The sequence below is a fragment of the Pseudomonas caspiana genome, from assembly GCF_040224095.2.
Lineage (GTDB): Bacteria > Pseudomonadota > Gammaproteobacteria > Pseudomonadales > Pseudomonadaceae > Aquipseudomonas > Aquipseudomonas caspiana.
In genome coordinates this window covers 5,894,593-5,911,719 of record NZ_CP167995.1, presented here as the reverse complement: position 1 = coordinate 5,911,719, position 17,127 = coordinate 5,894,593, and the positions used below count along the sequence as shown (strand labels likewise).

Below are 17,127 nucleotides of genomic sequence, written 5' to 3'. Positions count from 1 at the left end.
CGGGATTGGGTCGCTAATACCAATTGTTGAAATACATTCCTGTGGGAGCGAGGCTTGCCCGCGATAAGACCTCCGCGGTTTTTATCTGGAGTCGAGTCCAGCCTCATCGCGGGCAAGCCTCGCTCCCACAGGAATCAATGATGACGTGGGACCGGCTTCAGCCGGGAAGAGGTCGGGACAGACGCTTAATATTCATCTGCAGAAATACCGCCTTCCCGGCTAAAGCCGGTCCCACGTCGTCACATCAGCTTGCGGGCACACATAAAGCTTCCCGCCGGGATTTAGCGCTATTTCAGAATAAAAAAATGGCGCCGGTGAGGGCGCCATTTTTTGTGCTGCGGTTCTGCCTGTTACTTGCGTTTCATCGACAGGAAGAACTCGTCGTTGGTCTTGGTCTGCTTCAGCTTGTCGATCAAGAACTCGATAGCAGCGACTTCGTCCATCGGGTGCAGCAGTTTGCGCAGGATCCACATACGTTGCAGCTCGTCATCGGCGGTCAACAACTCTTCGCGGCGGGTACCGGAACGGTTGATGTTGATTGCCGGGAACACGCGCTTCTCAGCGATCTTGCGATCCAGAGGCAGCTCCATGTTGCCGGTGCCTTTGAATTCTTCGTAGATCACTTCGTCCATCTTCGAGCCGGTTTCAACCAGCGCGGTGGCGATAATGGTCAGCGAGCCGCCTTCTTCGATGTTCCGTGCTGCGCCGAAGAAACGTTTCGGTTTCTCCAGAGCATGGGCATCGACACCACCCGTCAGTACCTTGCCGGAGCTTGGAATCACGGTGTTGTAGGCGCGAGCCAGACGAGTGATGGAGTCGAGCAGGATCACCACGTCTTTTTTGTGTTCGACCAGGCGCTTGGCTTTCTCGATCACCATTTCAGCAACCTGCACGTGGCGGGTTGGCGGCTCATCGAACGTCGAGGCAACCACTTCGCCGCGCACGGTGCGCTGCATTTCGGTTACTTCTTCCGGACGCTCATCGATCAGCAGAACGATCAGGTGCACTTCCGGGTTGTTACGCGTGATGTTCGACGCGATGTTCTGCAGCATGATGGTCTTGCCCGCTTTTGGCGGAGCAACGATCAGGCCGCGCTGACCTTTACCGATCGGGGCGCACAAGTCGATTACGCGGCCGGTCAGGTCTTCAGTGGAACCGTTACCGGCTTCCATCTTCATGCGCACGTTCGGGAACAACGGCGTCAGGTTTTCGAAGAGGATCTTGTTCTTCGCGTTTTCCGGACGGTCGTAGTTGATCGTGTCGACCTTGAGCAGTGCGAAGTAACGCTCGCCTTCTTTCGGTGGACGGATCTTGCCGACGATGGTGTCGCCAGTGCGCAGGTTAAAGCGGCGGATCTGGCTCGGCGAGACGTAGATATCGTCTGGGCCGGCGAGATAGGAAGCGTCTGCAGAGCGCAGGAAACCGAAGCCGTCCTGGAGGATCTCCAGCACGCCATCACCGGAAATTTCCTCGCCGCTTTTGGCGTGCTTTTTCAGCAGGGAGAAAATCACATCCTGCTTGCGCGAACGGGCCATATTTTCTATGCCCATCTGTTCGGCCATTTCGAGCAGATCGGTAATCGGCTTTTGCTTGAGTTCAGTCAGATTCATATGGGAATGACGTAATCATGTAGGAGGGGAAAAATTAAGCTTGTGGGCTTAATGAGGCCGCGCCGCAGAGAAGGCGACAGGATCGCGTACTAAATCGAAAGGAGAGCGTCGGCGACGGCTAGCAGGGGGCAACGGAGAAGCCGTTGCGGGGCCGAATGTACCACTTGATTTTCGAGGCGTCTAGTATCGATCCCGAAAAAAAGCCCCGCAATTTGCAGGGCTTTGGTGCATCAGATGTTGGCGTCCAGGAACGCTGCCAGCTGAGACTTCGACAGCGCACCGACTTTGGTGGCTTCAACGTTGCCGTTTTTGAACAGCATCAGAGTCGGGATACCACGCACGCCATGCTTGGCCGGGGTTTCCTGATTTTCGTCAATGTTCAGCTTGGCGATAGTCAGTTTGCCTTTGTAGGTTTCGGCGATTTCGTCCAGAACCGGGGCAATCATTTTGCACGGGCCACACCACTCAGCCCAGTAATCAACTAGTACAGCACCGTCAGCCTTGAGGACGTCGGCTTCAAAGCTGGCGTCGCTGACATGCTTGATAAGGTCGCTACTCATGGAGTTCTCCGAGTTAGTAGGCTAAAAAACGTGGCCCATCATAGCGGGCCTTGCCCCGTTCAGGAAGTCGGCTTTGATTGAGTATGGCTATAGAGGTCCATGAGTCTGGTTATAGGGGGAGGGTTTTAGCAAGGCCGATCTTCAACCAGCGCGAAACTTCACCCGGAATGAATCCCTGTATGAGCTGCCGAAGGCTGCGATGGCGGCGTATCAGAATGAATGCTTCGCAGCCTTCGGCAGCTCCTACAGGTACGTGTGCTTCCTGCAGATCGTCAGATGCTCTAGCTCGCTGGCGAAACGAAAACAATCCCGGTCCGCAGGGCTGCATTACGAATGTGCTCGTGCATGGCTTTCTGCGCGGGGCCCGATGCGTGGCGGGCCAGGGCGCGGAGGATCTTGCGGTGTTCCTGCCAGGTTTCCATTGCTCGCGAGGGGCGGATAAAAGGCATTTTCTGGCTTTCGAGGAAGATATCGGCACCTGCAGTGATGATGCCGAGCATGGCTTGATTGCCGCTGGCGATCAGAATGTGCCGATGGAATTCGAAATCCAGCCGTGACGCCGACTCGAAATCCCCGGCGCGCAGCTCCAGGCGCATGGCTTCGACGTTGTCTTCCAGTACGTCCCGCTCGTCGGCGGTCAAGGTCACGGCCGCCAGCCCTGAAGCAAAACCTTCCAGTGCATAACGCAGTTGAAACGTATCAGCTGGTGAAACCTGTGCGTCGAAAGGCCAGGAAAAACCGCCTGTGCGCTTTTCTGGTTCAGAAATCGCCTGGACGAACACGCCTTTGCCGGGCTGTACGCTGACCACGCCAAGTGCGCTCAGCGACGACAACGCTTCGCGCAACGACGCACGGCTGACGCCAAGGAGGGCCGCCAGATCACGCTGCGACGGCAGGCTATCGCCGGGCTGATAGCCTTGTTCGGCAATCAATTTACGGATTGCCCTCAAGGCTGACTCGGGTACGGCAAGTGGGCTATAGGGCATCACTGTTCAGGCCAGTCAGTCCGCGAAAAGTCCCTTTTATAACCATCTTCACAATTCGGCAAGCGACGCCCAAGCCTAGGGCGGCCGGGCTCTCTGGCGCGCCAAAGCAGGGCGTCGAATGGTTTGACTGGTCAGACCAGTAAGACCGAAATTCAGCGCAAAGCCTTGGTTTATGGCTGCGTATGAACGGATGGCATGGGCTGTGCACTGAGGTTGCGGACAAACACCTGTCGTCCTTCACGGAGTCTTCCTATGACCAAGCGTTACAGCGCTCTGCTTACTGCCCTGTTTGCCAGCCTCATGCTCAGCCAGGCACCTGCCCACGCCGATGGTCTGGACGACGTCGTGAAACGCGGCACGTTGAAAGTTGCCGTGCCACAGGACTTCCCGCCGTTTGGCTCGGTAGGTCCGGATATGAAGCCCCGTGGCCTGGACATCGACACCGCGAAGCTGATCGCTGACCAGCTCAAGGTCAAACTGGAGCTGACGCCGGTCAACAGCACCAACCGCATTCCGTACCTGACCACTGGCAAGGTGGATCTGGTGATCTCCAGCCTCGGCAAGAACCCTGATCGTGAGAAAGTCATCGACTTCTCCAAGGCCTACGCGCCTTTCTACCTGGCGGTATTCGGTCCACCTGAGGCGTCGATCAAAGGTCTGGACGATCTCAAAGGCAAGACCATCAGCGTCACCCGCGGCGCTATCGAAGACATCGAGCTGACCGCTGTTGCGCCGAAAGAAGCGACCATCAAGCGCTTTGAAGACAACAACTCCACTATTGCGGCTTATCTGGCTGGCCAGACTGACCTGATCGCCAGCGGCAACGTGGTAATGGTCGCGATCAGTGAGAAGAACCCGAAGCGCATCCCTGAGCTGAAAGTGAAACTCAAGGATTCCCCGGTTTATGTGGGTGTCAACAAGGATCAGGGCGCGCTGCTGGCCAAGGTCAATGAAATCATTGATGCCGCCAAGAAAGATGGCTCGCTGGAGAAGAACTCCCAGACCTGGCTCAAGCAGCCCCTGCCCGCTGACCTCTGATAACTGTTCACTGATTTCGGAGGCTGCCAATGGCTTACAACTTTGACTTTGCACCGGTCATGCAGAATGCCGATCTGCTTCTGCGCGGGGCGTTGTTTACCTTGGAGTTGACCGCCATTGGCACGTTGCTCGGGGTCGGCCTGGGCATCATCGGCGCCATCGTGCGGGCCTGGAAGATTCAGCCGTTCTCGGCGATTTTCGGGGTCTATGTCGAGCTGATACGCAACACGCCGTTCCTGGTGCAGTTGTTCTTCATCTTCTTCGGGCTGCCGTCTCTGGGCCTGCAGATTTCCGAATGGCAGGCGGCGATTCTGGCCATGGTGATCAACCTGGGTGCTTACTCAACGGAGATTATCCGTGCAGGCATCCAGGCGATTCCCAAAGGCCAGCTGGAAGCCGCTGCCGCGTTGGCGATGACGCGCTTCGAAGCGTTCCGCTACGTCGTGCTGATTCCCGCATTGGGTAAAGTCTGGCCGGCATTGAGCAGCCAGATCATTATCGTGATGCTCGGTTCGGCAGTCTGTTCACAGATCGCTACCGAGGAGTTGAGCTTCTTCGCCAACTTCATTCAGTCGCGTAATTTTCGGGCTTTCGAGACGTACATCGTCACGACGCTGATCTACCTCTTTATGGCACTGATGGTTCGCCAGCTTCTGGCCTGGATTGGTCGTCGCTACATTTCGAGGAAAAGCTGATGGATTTCACCCTCTGGGATGTTGTGCGTAACTTGCTCACCGGCCTGCAGTGGACCCTGGCCCTGTCGTTGGTGGCGTTCATCGGCGGCGGCGTGATCGGTTTGCTGGTCATGTGTATGCGCATCGCCAAGCTCAATGCGCCACGCGTTATCGCCAAGGTTTACATCGAACTGTTTCAGGGTACGCCGCTGCTGATGCAGCTGTTCCTGGTGTTCTTCGGTGTGGCTTTGCTGGGCGTTGATATTTCTCCATGGGCCGCTGCAGCGTTGGCCCTCACGCTGTTTACCAGTGCTTACCTGGCTGAGATCTGGCGCGGTTGCGTCGAGTCGATCGCCAATGGCCAGTGGGAAGCGTCTGCCAGTCTGGCGATGACGCCGCTGGAGCAACTGCGTTATGTAATTCTGCCCCAGGCGCTGCGCATTGCCGTTGCGCCTACAGTCGGGTTCTCGGTGCAAGTCGTCAAAGGCACCGCAGTGACCTCGATTATTGGTTTTACCGAATTGACCAAAACCGGCGGCATGCTCGCCAACGCTACGTTCCAGCCCTTCATGGTGTATGGCTTCGTCGCTCTGGGCTACTTCATGCTCTGCTATCCCCTGTCCCTCAGTGCCCGTTACCTGGAAAGGAGACTGCATGCCTCTGCTTAGAATTTCCGCGCTGCATAAATATTACGGCGACCATCACGTTCTCAAAGGCATCGACCTGACGGTTGAAGAAGGCCAGGTCGTGGCGATCATCGGTCGTAGCGGCTCGGGCAAAAGTACGCTGCTGCGTACGTTGAACGGGTTGGAGTCGATCAACGACGGCGTTATCGAAGTCGATGGCGAGTACCTGGATGCCGCCCGCGCAGACCTGCGCTCGTTGCGGCAGAAAGTCGGCATGGTCTTCCAGCAGTTCAACCTGTTCCCGCATTTGAGTGTTGGCGAGAACGTGATGTTGGCACCGCAGGTGGTGAAGAAGGTTTCGAAAGCTGAAGCCAGGAAGATTGCCAAAGAGATGCTTGAACGTGTCGGGCTGGGTGAGAAGTTCGATGCCTTCCCTGATCGGCTTTCAGGTGGTCAGCAGCAGCGCGTGGCGATTGCTCGTGCGCTGGCGATGTCGCCCAAGGTATTGCTCTGCGATGAAATCACCTCGGCGCTGGACCCGGAGTTGGTCAACGAAGTGCTCAGCGTGGTGCGTCAACTGGCAAAAGACGGCATGACGCTGATCATGGTGACCCACGAAATGCGCTTCGCCCGTGAAGTGGGCGACAAACTGGTGTTCATGCACCAGGGTAAGGTGCATGAAGTGGGCGATCCGAAGATCCTGTTCGCTAACCCTAGAACGCCAGAGCTGTCGAATTTTATCGGGTCGGTGGAGCAGGGGGCTTAAGAGGCCCATACAACTAAATTTGAAAAGTAATCTCTTGTAGGAGCCGGGCTTGCCCGCGATAAGGCCAGGCGTGATCTAGAGTGAATCGCGTCCAGTCTTATCGCGGGCAAGCCTGGCTCCCACAGTTATTAGCGTTGCTTACAACCGCAGCAACGTCTTCCACGCACGGCTCTGGAACACGACGATGGTCTGTTGCACGCGAGCATCCAGCACTTCATCACTGATCGGCTGTTCGGCCAGCTGCACCAGCTTGTTCAGCTCCCCGTACAGACGATCCAGCTCCGGCAGGTCCAGCGCGCCACGGGCGTGGTGCAGCCAGGCCTGAATGCGCTCGATACGCGGCAGTTGCTCGGCCAGATCTTCTGGTTGCTGTTGATAACGACCCAGTTGCAAAGCCGTGGCTTCATCGGCCAGAAAACGCGGCAGCCAGCTATCCAGTTGCGCGGCGCCTTGGCGATTGCCGCGGTTATTACGTTCCACTGTCCAGCTGCGTGCGAGCAACCAGCGCGAAGTGGTCAGCGAGAACAGGCCCCAGCGCGGGTCCTGCAGCTCTTCAAGAAACTGCTCGTGAGCTGCGCCACGCACATCCTCATCTTCCTGGCCTGCCTGAACCAGTGGACGCCAGTCTTCCAGCAAGGCATCCAGCGACGAACGCAGTTCGCTGCTGGTGCTGCGTGGTGCGGCCTGGCCGAGGCTGCCGGTCAGTGCGCGCAACTCCGCGAGCAACGCAACCCAGTCCTGAAGCAAGCGCCAGTGGCCGTTGAAACGGTATTGCTCGGCCAGACGCTGGCTGCTGCCCAACAAATGCAGGGCCAGTGCAGCGTAAGCATCATCCAGCGGCATTTCAGCGTAGAACTGCGGAGCCGGGAGCGTCAGCGAATAGCTGCTGGCGTCCAGCAGACGATAGCCGCGTTCGGCCTTGCTGATGTCGCACGGCATCAGCGGCAGGGTCACGGCCAGTTCAGCGGCCAACTCCAGCAGTGCGGACGGATCGCCTTCGCGTAATTCCAGCTCCAGCTCGCAGATTTCTTCCTTCTGCTTGCCCGCCACTACATGACCGAGATCCAGTGCTGCTTCGATCACCACCTTGGTTTTACCGCGGCCCCAGGCGATCTCTGCACGCTCTCGGACGAAGTCAGTGGTAAACAGCGGCTTGATGGTTTTCTTGTCCAGCTCGGCCAATTGCTCAGGCCAGCATTCGCCGTCGAGCTTCTTCAGGTCCAGCTTGGCCTTGGGCAGGTCCCAGTTGAACTCGTTGCGCTCGGAGAACCCGGCCACGCTTTGGCCGCGAGTCTTCATGGTCTGGATGATCTGATCGCCATCACGGCGCACGCGCAGGGCAACCTTGGCGTTGGCCAGGTCGCGCTCGGGCGTATCGAAATACTGATTGGACAGCTCCACGCTCTCCCAGCCGCTCTTGTTACGCTTTTTCAGCAACGGGTGATCGCGCAGTGCAGCGAGGGTTTCGCGGCTGACGCGGAGTTTGATTTCTGTTTCTTTCTGCATGGCCGGGAATCCAGACGCTTTTACTGATAAACGGGGTGCAGCCGGTTGTTGCGTGGCTACTTAGGGTGGGCAGTGTACAGGACATGGCCTTTAAGCTGCCCGCTAAGCTCTCATGTCGCGCCCATATTGCTTCGGCGGGCGTATTTAAGTAGAGTTGGACCCTCGAAGCGACTGACCGGATGAGATTGAGCGCTTCCCAGCGGCGAAAGCCGTACTCGCGCAAGGCGGGTCGAGAGTGGTGTCCGGATCTGCTTTACCGCATACGAAAAAGGCGCCCTCAACCGGCGCCTTTTTTCGTTTTACCGCCGTGTTGAAGTCGGCTGGTGCAAATATGTCTTGCCGCAGAGCAGGACAAAGGCGATTGACCCTTTAAGCTTTGGTCCCTCGTTTCTCTTATCATCGTGGTAAGCGCTTTCTACTACCAGGTTCAAATCCTGCCACTGACGTCGTTCACGGCTAGCTCGGCGGATTTCAAAAAATACGTAGTAGGGGCCGGATGGGGAGTCGACCGTAATCGAATAGCACCAATTGCGCTCTGCTGCAGTTTCCCAAACCTTGGCTTTTGGATGCCCAAGACTTTCAATCAACGGACGTAAATGGCGGGATAATTCGTATCTGATGGGGCAAAAGGATCTCGGTCGCTGCGTCTGCGAGTCGATGATGGGTTCACCGTTGGTGTGCAACGCTGGATCATAAGCCTTGCTGAAGCAGTGAGTAGAAAACGTTACGTGAACCCGCAGGTCGCGCTTCGCCAGTTTGCTGTTGATGACAAAAGTAAAGGGCTCAAGGTGCGAGAGTTCGTAGCGTTCAGCGCCTGTCGGCGTAGATGAAAAATAAGACATTACGCTCGCCAACCTTTAGAGCGCACATTTTATCCCATGGGGGTGAAACGGCTCTGAGTGAAAACGCGACGTGCCGTTGTTGAATTGCCCTTCGTCATTGTGAGGATTCGTCTTTTACCCCTTTCAAACCTTCCTTAACGGTTTATTCCCACTGCCCGATACCCCTATGATGGTCGGCAAGCTCTCCCGTTAAAGGAAACGCACATGCCCTTGCCGTCCATGAAAGACCAATTCGCCGCGTTGATTGCCGCCCCTTCGGTGAGCTGCACCCAGCCTTCACTGGATCAGTCCAACCGTGCGGTGATTGATTTGCTGGCCGGTTGGCTGGGCGATCTGGGTTTTGCGTGTGATATCCAGCAGGTTTCGCCGGGCAAGTTCAACTTGCTGGCCAGTTTCGGCAGTGGTCCTGGCGGGCTGGTATTGGCCGGGCACAGCGACACGGTGCCGTTCGATGAGGCCCTGTGGAAAACTGATCCGCTGAAGTTGACCGAAGTCGACAACCGCTGGGTCGGGCTGGGCAGTTGTGACATGAAAGGTTTCTTCGCGTTGATTATCGAAGCCGTGCAGCCGTTGCTGGATAAGCCGTTCAAGCAGCCGCTGTTGATCCTCGCGACCTGCGACGAAGAAAGCTCCATGGCAGGCGCTCGTGCGTTGGCCGAGGCGGGTCGGCCTTTAGGTCGTGCGGCCGTGATCGGTGAGCCGACGGGCCTCAAGCCGATTCGTTTGCATAAAGGCGTGATGATGGAGCGCATCGATATTCTCGGACGCAGCGGTCACTCCTCTGATCCAAGTCTGGGACACAGCGCTCTGGAAGCCATGCACGATGCAATCAGCGAGCTCAAGGATTTGCGCAAGCAGTGGCAGCTTGAGTACCGCAACCCGCAGTTCAGCGTGCCGACGCCGACCCTCAATTTCGGTTGCATCCACGGCGGGGATAACCCGAACCGGATTTGCGGTCAGTGTTCATTGGAATTCGACCTGCGCCCGCTGCCAGGCATGGATCCGACTGTACTGCGCGCCGCGATTCGTCAGAAGCTGGAGCCGCTGGCCGAACTGCATCAGGTAAAAATTGATTACGCGCCGTTGTTTCCTGAGGCTCCGCCGTTCGAGCAGGCCGCCGATGCGGAACTGGTGCGTGTCGCCGAACGTCTTACAGGGCATCGCGCCGAAGCGGTAGCATTTGGGACCGAGGCCGCTTATTTTCAGCGTCTGGGGTGCGAAACGCTGGTATTGGGCCCCGGTGATATTGCCTGCGCGCATCAGCCGGGTGAGTATCTTGAAATGTCACGTTTGCAGCCTACAGTGCGTCTGTTAAGCCAACTGATTGAACATTATTGCCTGAGCCCGAAATGAATCGGCTCATGCCTGAATTAAAAATAAGGAGAGTGCGCGTGCAGCCATGCTTGTTCCGACGATAACCACCACACGGTTGTGAGTGTTTCTGTCTTTCGTCCTTTTATCAGCAGGCTCTTCAGGTTATGCACGAATACGTCAATTGGCTTCGCCACGCTTCGCCTTATATCAACGCTCACCGGGAACGTACCTTTGTCGTCATGCTGCCCGGCGATGGCGTTGAACACCCGAACTTCGGCAATATCGTCCACGACCTGGTGCTGCTTCACAGCCTCGGCGTGCGTCTGGTGCTGGTTCATGGCTCGCGTCCGCAGATCGAAAGCCGCCTGGCTGCTCGCGGTCTGACGCCGCAATATCACCGCAACTTGCGCGTGACTGACGCCGCAACGCTGGACTGCGTCATCGACGCGGTCGGTCATTTGCGTCTCGACATCGAAGCGCGTCTGTCCATGGACATGGCCGCCTCGCCGATGCAGGGCTCGCGCCTGCGGGTCACCAGCGGCAACCTCGTCACTGCACGGCCCATCGGCGTGCTTGAAGGCGTGGACTACCAGCACACCGGTGAAGTGCGCCGGATCGACCGCAAGGGTATCAATCGCCTGCTGGACGAGCGCCACATCGTGCTGTTGTCGCCAATCGGTTACTCGCCAACTGGTGAAATTTTCAACATTGCCTGCGAAGACGTCGCTACCCGAACCGCTATCGATCTGGGTGCCGACAAGTTGCTGCTGTTCGGCGAGGAGCGCGGCTTGATGGACGAGCAGGGCAGGCTGGTGCGTGAGCTGCGTCCACAGCAAGTACCCGCGCATATCCTGCGTCTGGGCAGCAACTACAACTATCAGGCGGAATTGCTGGATGCTGCTGCTGAGGCATGCCGAGGCGGTGTGGGCCGTAGCCATATCGTCAGCTACGCCGAAGACGGCGCGCTGCTCACCGAGCTGTTTACCCGCGACGGTGGCGGTACGCTGGTGGCGCAGGAGCAATTCGAGCTGGTGCGCGAAGCAGCCATTGAAGACGTCGGCGGCTTGATGGATCTGATTACGCCGCTGGAAGAGCAGGGCATTCTGGTGCGTCGTTCACGTGAAGTGCTGGAACGTGAGATCGAGCAGTTCAGCGTGGTCGAGCGCGAAGGTTTGATCATCGCCTGTGCGGCGTTGTATCCGATTGTGGATTCGCAAGCCGGAGAGTTGGCCTGCCTGGCGGTCAACCCTGAGTACCGCCATGGCGGCCGTGGTGACGAGTTGCTTGAGCGCATCGAAACCCGTGCTCGCGAACAAGGTTTGAAAACCCTGTTTGTGCTTACCACGCGCACGGCGCACTGGTTCCGCGAGCGTGGCTTTGAGCCAAGCAGCGTTGATCGCCTGCCTGCTGCCCGTGCATCGCTCTATAACTTTCAGCGTAATTCGAAGATTTTCGAGAAGGCGTTGTAAAAGCCGGATCGTTGCGGCAAACACCGATTTTGTAGGAGCTCACGAGCAACGCGAGGCAGTGATAGGGGTGTTTCAGGTAAACCGCTACCGCTGCCTCGCGTTGCTCGTGAGCTCCTACAGATAATCGTGCTTCCGGCTCAGTTACTAATCCGCAAAATACTCGCCTGATACGCGCCGACGAAGGTGTCGAAATCCACCGGTTCTTCGGTTTGCTCCAGCTCTGCCTGTTCGGCAATCGAGGTGGTGGCCAGCTCTTCGAAGTGCGCCTGCTCTTCGGCGCTCAACGGGTTGCTGCGGAAGTATTCAGCGTGCGCACGGCTTTGACGCAGCGAGAATGCGGTAAACCCCTCGTTGTGCTGCTTCATGCTCGTCAGCACTTTCGCCGATGGGGTCAGCGACGCGTCATCGACCTTGGCTTGCTGCGCCGTGATGGATTTGATGTGCTCGTCAGTGCCTTGCGCCTGATCCAGCAATTGCGCGATGGGCTTGATCTTCTCCAACAGCTCGGTGGCCCATGCTTTCAGGTCGATGGTGCCGTCGTTGCGGTTGAGCTCCAGGCCTGGGCGACGTCCTTCCTTGACCACGGTCAGGAAGTTCGACGCAGCGTTACGGCATTCGTTATTGGCCAGTTGCGGGCTTTCCTGCAGGGCGCAGTACAGCACGAAGGCGTCGACGAAACGGGCTTGCTGCAAGTCGATGCCGGTTGGCAGGAACGGGTTGATGTCCAGGCAGCGAACCTCAACGTACTGTACGCCTCGGGCCATCAGCGCCTGGATCGGACGCTCGCCCGAGTAGGTCACTCGCTTGGGGCGAATGTTGGAGTAGTACTCGTTCTCGATCTGCAAGACATTGGTGTTGAGCTGAACCCACTCACCTTCGGCATTATGTGTGCCCACTTCGACATACGGCGCATACGGCGTTGCCACTGCTTTGCGCAGGCTGTCGGTGTAGCTGATCAGATCGTTGTAGCAAGGCGTCAGGTCCGCTTGAGCGTTGCTCTGATAGCCAAGGTCGCTCATGCGCAGGCTGGTCGCATAAGGCAAATACAGCGTGTCAGCGTCGAACTGTTCAAGCTTATGGGCACGGCCGCGCAAGAAGCCTGCATCCAGCGCTGGTGAAGCGCCGAACAGGTACATCAGCAGCCAGCTGTAGCGCCGGAAGTTTCGGATCAGGCCGATGTAAGCATGCGATTGGTAGTCGCGAGCATCGCCTTCGAAACTTTCGGTTTGCTTGAGCAGCGGCCAGACGCTTTCCGGCAGCGAGAAGTTGTAATGGATACCCGCAATGCATTGCATGGTTTTGCCATAACGCAGGGCCAGGCCTTTGCGGTAGACGTACTTGAGCTTGCCGATATTCGACGTGCCGTAATAGGCAATCGGAATATCTTTTTCATCCGGCAGCGGACACGGCATCGACGGGCTCCAGAGGAGCTCGTTACCCAACTTGGTGTAAGCAAAACGATGGATTTTATCCAGGCTGTCCAGTGTTTCGACCGGGTTGGCCAGCGCCGGAGTGATGAACTCCAGTAACGATTCTGAATAGTCTGTGGTGATCTGGCCATGGGTCAAAGCCGCGCCCAAGGCTTGCGGATGCGGCGTCTGCGCCAGTTGGGCATCGCCGGTTACACGCAGGCATTCGCGCTCAATACCGTGCAGGCACTGCTCCAGCAGGGAGAGGTTAGTGCGCTCGCTAAGCAAAGCCAGGCGGCGGTTGAGAAGTTCGCTCAAGTTGGATTCCTTCACGCGTCAGTCGCCCCAATATGGGGGTGGATGTGACGGTGTACAAGGGTGAGGATTAACTGGCGATGTCGCCTGGTTTGGTTCTGCGACGCCATTATCGATAGCTCTTTCTGGCCACAGCGCGCATGGAAAATTCCGACGCTTATTCAATAGCGCCGAAATTACCTCAATTTGGCCTGTCTGTACTAGACGACAGCGAACGTGCCTTGTGCTTTGGCGACAAGTTTCTCGCCCTGAAGCACTTCAGCTTCAACCACCAGCGTGCGACGGCCCGCGTGCAGCACTTTGGCGATGCACAGCACTTCGCCTTCAGAAACTCCACGCATGTAATTGATTTTGCATTCGATGGTCACGCTGCGCTGATCGAAACCGTGGGAGCTGGAACAAGCCAGCCCCATGGCGATGTCGACGAGGCTGAAAATCGCCCCGCCGTGCATCATATTTCCGCGATTGCGCAGGTGGTCTTCCAGCGGCAAGGCCACTTCGGCAACGCCCACGTCCAAACGGCGTAACTGGCAGCCTATGGCCCGGAAGTACGGGCTTTCCGTAAAGCCTGCCGGAACGTCCATCAGCGCTTCTTCAACTGTTTGGCGTTGGCGAACAGCGAAGCCATGGCGTTATTGGCCGGGGCTGCTGCTGTTGCGGTTTCCTTGCGTGGGACGCTGCTCTGCTGCTGGCGCGGGGCAGAGCCTGGGCGTGAACCACGAGCACCGTCGATTTTCTCGCCCGGTGTGTCGCTCATGCGCATCGACAGGCCAACGCGCTTGCGCGGGATGTCGACTTCCATGACTTTGACCTTGACCACGTCACCGGCTTTGACCGCTTCACGCGGGTCCTTGATGAACTTCTCGGACAGCGCCGAGATATGCACCAGACCGTCCTGATGCACGCCGATATCGACGAAAGCGCCGAAGTTGGTGACGTTGGTCACAACACCTTCAAGCATCATGCCTGGTACCAGGTCCTTGAGGTCTTCGACGCCTTCCTGGAACTCGGCAGTCTTGAACTCTGGACGCGGGTCGCGGCCCGGCTTCTCAAGCTCTTGCAGAATGTCAGTGACGGTTGGCAGACCGAAGGTCTCGTCAGTGTATTTTTTCGGGTCCAGGCGCTTGAGGAAGCTGGCGTCGCCGATCAGCGAACGGATATCCCGGTCTGTTTCGGACGCGATACGCTTCACCAGCGGATAGGCTTCCGGGTGAACAGCCGACGAGTCCAGCGGGTTATCGCCGTTCATGACGCGCAGGAAGCCTGCAGCCTGTTCGAAGGTTTTTTCGCCCAGGCGCGGGACTTTTTTCAGCGCTGCACGAGATTTGAATGCGCCGTTTTCATCGCGGTGCGCCACGATATTCTGCGCCAGTGTGGTGTTGAGGCCGGAAATCCGTGCCAGCAGGGCCACCGATGCAGTGTTCACATCCACGCCCACGGCGTTTACGCAGTCTTCCACCACAGCGTCCAGACCGCGCGCCAATTTCAGCTGCGACACGTCGTGCTGGTACTGACCGACACCGATGGATTTCGGGTCAATCTTCACCAGCTCAGCCAGCGGGTCTTGCAGGCGACGGGCGATAGAAACCGCGCCACGGATCGACACGTCCAGATCCGGGAATTCCTTGGCGGCCAGTTCCGAGGCGGAGTAAACCGATGCGCCCGCTTCGGAGACCATAACCTTGGTCATTTTCAGACCTGGGTATTTTTTGATCAGTTCGGCGGCCAGCTTGTCGGTTTCGCGGCTGGCGGTGCCGTTGCCGATGGCGATCAGATCAACAGCGTGCTTGGCGCAGAGCGCAGCCAGCACAGCGATGGTTTGATCCCACTGGTTTTTCGGAACGTGCGGGTAAACCGTGGCGTAATCCAGCAGCTTGCCGGTGGAATCGACCACGGCGACCTTGCAACCGGTGCGCAGGCCCGGGTCCAGGCCCAGCGTGGCGCGCGGGCCAGCCGGTGCGGCCAGCAGCAGGTCATGCAGGTTATGGGCGAACACGTTGATCGCTTCGGTTTCCGCGCCATCGCGCAGTTCGCCTAGCAAGTCGGTTTCCAGGTGGCTGTAAAGCTTGACCTTCCAGGTCCAGCGCACGACTTCGGCCAGCCACTTGTCAGCCGGACGGTTCTGGTTTTGCAGACCAAAACGCTCGCCGATCATCAGCTCGCATGGATGCAGGGTGCCGGGCAGTTCTTCACCGACTTTCAGCGCCGAGCTGAGGAAGCCTTCGTTGCGACCACGGAAAATAGCCAGGGCGCGGTGCGACGGCATGCTTTTCAGTGGCTCGTCGTGTTCGAAGTAATCGCGGAACTTGGCGCCTTCTTCTTCTTTGCCGGGCACTACGCGAGCACTGATCACGGCTTCCTGTTTGAGGAAGCTGCGCAGCTTGTCCAGCAGGGTGGCGTCTTCGGCGAAGCGCTCCATGAGGATGTACTTCGCGCCTTCCAGCGCAGCCTTCACGTCGGCAACGCCTTTTTCGGCGTCCACAAAACGTGCAGCTTCGGCTTCCGGACTCAAAGCAGGGTCGTTGAACAGACCGTCTGCCAACTCGCCAAGGCCTGCTTCCAGCGCGATCTGGCCTTTGGTGCGGCGTTTTTGCTTATAAGGCAGGTACAAATCTTCGAGGCGGGTCTTGGTATCGGCCAGCTTGATATCACGGGCCAGCTCCGGAGTCAGCTTGCCTTGCTCTTCGATGCTGGCAAGGATGCTGATGCGGCGCTCGTCGAGTTCGCGCAGGTAGCGCAGCCGCTCTTCAAGATGACGCAGTTGCGTGTCATCGAGGCTGCCGGTCACTTCTTTGCGGTAACGGGAAATGAAAGGCACGGTAGAGCCTTCATCCAGTAGGGCGACGGCCGCTGCGACCTGTTGTGGGCGTACGCCAAGTTCTTCGGCGATGCGGCTGTTGATGCTGTCCATGAGACCACCTGGAGTTGTGAGCAAAATACCTGATTACAAAGTGGTCGCGAGCTGCGCAGACCTACTTTCGCAAGAATACTGTCGAACGGCCATGTTCAGGCGTTGCCTGACTTTGAGGGCGGCGCATTATACCCAGCACAGCCCGATTAGGGGATGAGCCGACAAAAGCGCTGTTTTTGCTCAGGAGAAGCAAGGCTTGAGTGGCAGCCCCGGTAAAATCTGCTAACAATGCACACGGTGCGTATCACAGCAGCTACGCCATAATGCGCCCCGAGATCAAAGGAGCATCTGAATGAGCAGCACTGCACAAACTGCCGAAGGCGAAAAAATCCTTATTGTTGATGACGATCCGGGTTTGAGCAGCCTGTTAGAACGTTTTTTCACCAGCAAGGGTTATCGTGCCCGTGCTGTGGCCAACGTTGAGCAAATGGATCGCTTGCTGGCCCGCGAAGTTTTCAATCTTGTCGTGCTTGACCTGATGCTGCCGGGCGAAGACGGGCTGTCAGCCTGCCGTCGTCTGCGGGCCGCTAACAATCAAGTGCCGATCATCATGCTGACCGCCAAGGGCGATGAGCTGAGCCGCATCAAAGGCCTCGAACTGGGCGCTGACGATTACCTGGCCAAGCCATTCAATCCTGATGAGCTGATGGCGCGAGTCAAAGCTGTATTGCGCCGTCAGGCCGCTCCGGTACCGGGCGCACCAGGCAGTGAAGACGAGTCAGTCACCTTTGGTGATTACGAGTTGTCCCTGGCCACTCGCGAACTCAAGCGTGGCGATGAAGTACACATGCTCACCACAGGCGAGTTTGCGGTACTCAAGGCGCTGGTGATGCATGCGCGCGAGCCGCTGACCCGCGACAAACTGATGAACCTGGCTCGTGGCCGTGAATGGGATGCGCTGGAGCGCTCAATCGACGTACAGATTTCCCGTCTGCGTCGCCTGATCGAGCCGGATCCTTCCAAGCCGCGCTACATTCAAACGGTCTGGGGTGTTGGTTATGTATTCGTTCCGGACGGTGCGGGTACACGATAATCGAGCGCTTTTAGGAGCACAGCCCGCTGTGGTGATTGCCAGTCACGTCGATAGCCCCGAACAGGGCT

15 protein-coding genes are annotated in these 17,127 nt (G+C 57.7%); 7 read left to right on the top strand and 8 right to left on the bottom strand.

Annotated features, from left to right (window positions below; translation table 11 throughout):
* Positions 1 to 350: 350 nt before the first annotated feature.
* The 3 genes from rho to ABRP31_RS26620 form a co-directional block, all read right to left on the bottom strand.
* Positions 351 to 1,610 (bottom strand): transcription termination factor Rho, encoded by a 1,260-nt coding sequence (gene rho / locus ABRP31_RS26630; RefSeq protein ID WP_024689162.1) that lies wholly within the window; start codon positions 1,608 to 1,610, stop codon positions 351 to 353.
* A 230-nt stretch (positions 1,611 to 1,840) separates the two neighbouring features.
* Positions 1,841 to 2,170, bottom strand: coding sequence for a thioredoxin TrxA (trxA, locus tag ABRP31_RS26625; protein WP_005792406.1), 330 nt, complete (start codon positions 2,168 to 2,170; stop codon positions 1,841 to 1,843).
* Between the two features lie 281 nt (positions 2,171 to 2,451).
* A complete protein-coding gene (locus ABRP31_RS26620) occupies positions 2,452 to 3,156 on the bottom strand; it encodes a FadR/GntR family transcriptional regulator (protein ID WP_087271918.1) in 705 nt (234 codons plus the stop codon).
* Positions 3,157 to 3,408: 252 nt separating this feature from the next.
* On the opposite strand from ABRP31_RS26620, the gene ABRP31_RS26615 reads away from it, so the two are divergent.
* From ABRP31_RS26615 to ABRP31_RS26600, 4 genes are read left to right on the top strand one after another with little or no spacing between them, the layout of a single operon-like run.
* Entirely contained in the window at positions 3,409 to 4,194 is a 786-nt protein-coding gene (locus ABRP31_RS26615; RefSeq protein WP_349971198.1) for a transporter substrate-binding domain-containing protein, read from the top strand.
* A 29-nt stretch (positions 4,195 to 4,223) separates the two neighbouring features.
* Positions 4,224 to 4,889, top strand: coding sequence for an amino acid ABC transporter permease (locus tag ABRP31_RS26610; RefSeq protein WP_087271912.1), 666 nt, complete (start codon positions 4,224 to 4,226; stop codon positions 4,887 to 4,889).
* Positions 4,886 to 5,536: an amino acid ABC transporter permease gene (locus ABRP31_RS26605; protein ID WP_193441876.1), complete on the top strand. Its 651-nt coding sequence runs from the start codon at positions 4,886 to 4,888 to the stop codon at positions 5,534 to 5,536. Before ABRP31_RS26610 ends, ABRP31_RS26605 begins: the two co-directional genes overlap by 4 nt.
* Positions 5,523 to 6,260: an amino acid ABC transporter ATP-binding protein gene (locus ABRP31_RS26600; RefSeq protein ID WP_349971197.1), complete on the top strand. Its 738-nt coding sequence runs from the start codon at positions 5,523 to 5,525 to the stop codon at positions 6,258 to 6,260. Before ABRP31_RS26605 ends, ABRP31_RS26600 begins: the two co-directional genes overlap by 14 nt.
* A gap of 138 nt (positions 6,261 to 6,398) precedes the next feature.
* On the opposite strand, the gene ABRP31_RS26595 is transcribed toward ABRP31_RS26600, so the two are convergent.
* Together ABRP31_RS26595 and ABRP31_RS26590 are read right to left on the bottom strand one after the other, a co-directional pair.
* Positions 6,399 to 7,766, bottom strand: coding sequence for a CYTH domain-containing protein (locus ABRP31_RS26595; protein ID WP_349971196.1), 1,368 nt, complete (start codon positions 7,764 to 7,766; stop codon positions 6,399 to 6,401).
* A gap of 299 nt (positions 7,767 to 8,065) precedes the next feature.
* Positions 8,066 to 8,608, bottom strand: coding sequence for a hypothetical protein (locus ABRP31_RS26590; RefSeq protein WP_349971195.1), 543 nt, complete (start codon positions 8,606 to 8,608; stop codon positions 8,066 to 8,068).
* A 204-nt stretch (positions 8,609 to 8,812) separates the two neighbouring features.
* On the opposite strand from ABRP31_RS26590, the gene argE reads away from it, so the two are divergent.
* Both argE and argA read left to right on the top strand, forming a co-directional pair.
* Positions 8,813 to 9,961, top strand: a complete 1,149-nt coding sequence (argE, locus tag ABRP31_RS26585) for an acetylornithine deacetylase (RefSeq protein ID WP_349971194.1) — start codon at positions 8,813 to 8,815, stop codon at positions 9,959 to 9,961.
* Positions 9,962 to 10,086: 125 nt separating this feature from the next.
* Entirely contained in the window at positions 10,087 to 11,391 is a 1,305-nt protein-coding gene (gene argA / locus ABRP31_RS26580; protein WP_087271900.1) for an amino-acid N-acetyltransferase, read from the top strand.
* 137 nt (positions 11,392 to 11,528) lie between these two features.
* Here the strand turns inward: argA and gshA are convergent, their stop codons facing one another.
* The 3 genes from gshA to ABRP31_RS26565 form a co-directional block, all read right to left on the bottom strand.
* Positions 11,529 to 13,118, bottom strand: coding sequence for a glutamate--cysteine ligase (gene gshA, locus ABRP31_RS26575; protein ID WP_349971193.1), 1,590 nt, complete (start codon positions 13,116 to 13,118; stop codon positions 11,529 to 11,531).
* Positions 13,119 to 13,315: 197 nt separating this feature from the next.
* The gene (locus ABRP31_RS26570) at positions 13,316 to 13,699 is read right to left on the bottom strand and encodes a PaaI family thioesterase (RefSeq protein ID WP_087271894.1); all 384 of its coding nucleotides are present in this window, start codon (positions 13,697 to 13,699) and stop codon (positions 13,316 to 13,318) included.
* Positions 13,699 to 16,026 (bottom strand): Tex family protein, encoded by a 2,328-nt coding sequence (locus tag ABRP31_RS26565; RefSeq protein WP_087271891.1) that lies wholly within the window; start codon positions 16,024 to 16,026, stop codon positions 13,699 to 13,701. The genes ABRP31_RS26570 and ABRP31_RS26565 overlap by 1 nt, the downstream gene beginning before the upstream one ends.
* A gap of 292 nt (positions 16,027 to 16,318) precedes the next feature.
* On the opposite strand from ABRP31_RS26565, the gene ompR reads away from it, so the two are divergent.
* Positions 16,319 to 17,059, top strand: coding sequence for a two-component system response regulator OmpR (ompR, locus tag ABRP31_RS26560; protein WP_027902703.1), 741 nt, complete (start codon positions 16,319 to 16,321; stop codon positions 17,057 to 17,059).
* The last annotated feature ends 68 nt before the right edge of the window (positions 17,060 to 17,127 follow it).